Origin of the sequence: endosymbiont of Galathealinum brachiosum, from assembly GCA_003349885.1 — a bacterium.
In the GTDB taxonomy this organism is placed as follows: Bacteria; Pseudomonadota; Gammaproteobacteria; order SZUA-229; family SZUA-229; genus SZUA-229.
In genome coordinates this window covers 1-1,176 of sequence record QFXC01000009.1, presented here as the reverse complement: position 1 = coordinate 1,176, position 1,176 = coordinate 1, and the positions used below count along the sequence as shown (strand labels likewise).

The window sequence follows — 1,176 nt, the reverse complement described above, 5'->3', positions numbered from 1 at the left end:
GATTGCGTACTTTTTTAACGAACTTTAACTCGTCTTGCGTGCTAACGATGAAAAACGTCTTTTTAGTTGAGGCATATTTGCTATCCCAAGCACCGCAGTCATCTTCATATTCTAATTTCCTATGTCGCTGCTGGATCGCTTTATCGGCTGCATTAACTAGATAATAGACATTGTCCTTCCTGCCCACAGGTATGCTGTCTAAAGTTGTCTGCTGATTAATTAAAATACGCCATTGTTCACTTGTTTCCATAAATCTTTTAATCGGCTTGCCCTGTGAAGATGCTATTTGCGGATTGTAGTTTTGTTGCGCATCTATATCTACCGAGTTTTTGTAGCTAAACGCATGATTCAACAGACTACGCTCATTTTGCTCTTCTGGGTGGTTCAAAGTTGAATGTTTAGTGGTTATCCCAGAACGCTTGTCATATTTTTCGACTCGCTTTTTAATACTGGCACCTGTGGCTAATTTCTTTGTTTTTGTTCTATCTGTCACAGTAGTTTTAGCCTGTAACTTTTGCATAGCTTTTTTGATGTGTGGCGCCTTTCTGTGCACGCGTGAAGGGACCGTGACAACAGGTGATGAAGGGCCTATGACGTTTGAGTCATCGTCAATTTTGGCTAATGGTGACGTAGGTGTATCGGCTAGTGCATGAAATCTGTTTCCAACGCTAATAGGCCTCTCTATGTTGGGTAGACCGTGTGGGCTACTGTCTAGCCTACGTGTCATCTGGCGTCTGTGATTGTTTTCCTTGCGAGATGGCTTCATTTTGCGTTTACGTGAGACCTTCGTGAACAATGACGATGTTAGGTACTTAGAAGAGTCACTATCGCTGGCGATTGGTGGCATGGCAGACCTTACAGAGATTGTTGTCGTTTGTGATTCCTTTAGAATATAAGTACTATCAGCACATTTAGTTTTAGCAGGACGTTTGGTGCCATGGCGTTGCTGGGGTGACGCTGGTGGGTCTATGCTACCCTCAAGCGACGGCAGATACGAAGACGAAACGGAACGACTGAGACGCTTTACAACACTTGCGTATGAATTTGTTGGCAAGGTACCTGGTTTAGTGGATGGCATGATGGCTGCTGGTGACCAGGTAATGTCAAGATGGCTATCAAATAGTGATAACGACGAACTGGCTCTTATGTTGGTGGAGCGATTAGCTGGCGATGCGG

Annotated in this window: 2 protein-coding genes; one reads left to right on the top strand and one right to left on the bottom strand. The window is 44.1% G+C overall.

Annotated elements, in window-relative coordinates; all coding sequences use genetic code 11:
* A partial coding sequence (locus tag DIZ80_08240) for a hypothetical protein (protein ID RDH83420.1) occupies positions 1 to 727 on the bottom strand: 727 nt, incomplete at its 3' end.
* A gap of 241 nt (positions 728 to 968) precedes the next feature.
* Between DIZ80_08240 and DIZ80_08235 the strand changes: the two genes are divergently transcribed.
* Positions 969 to 1,176: hypothetical protein (locus tag DIZ80_08235; GenBank protein ID RDH83419.1), on the top strand; the 208-nt coding region annotated here is incomplete at its 3' end.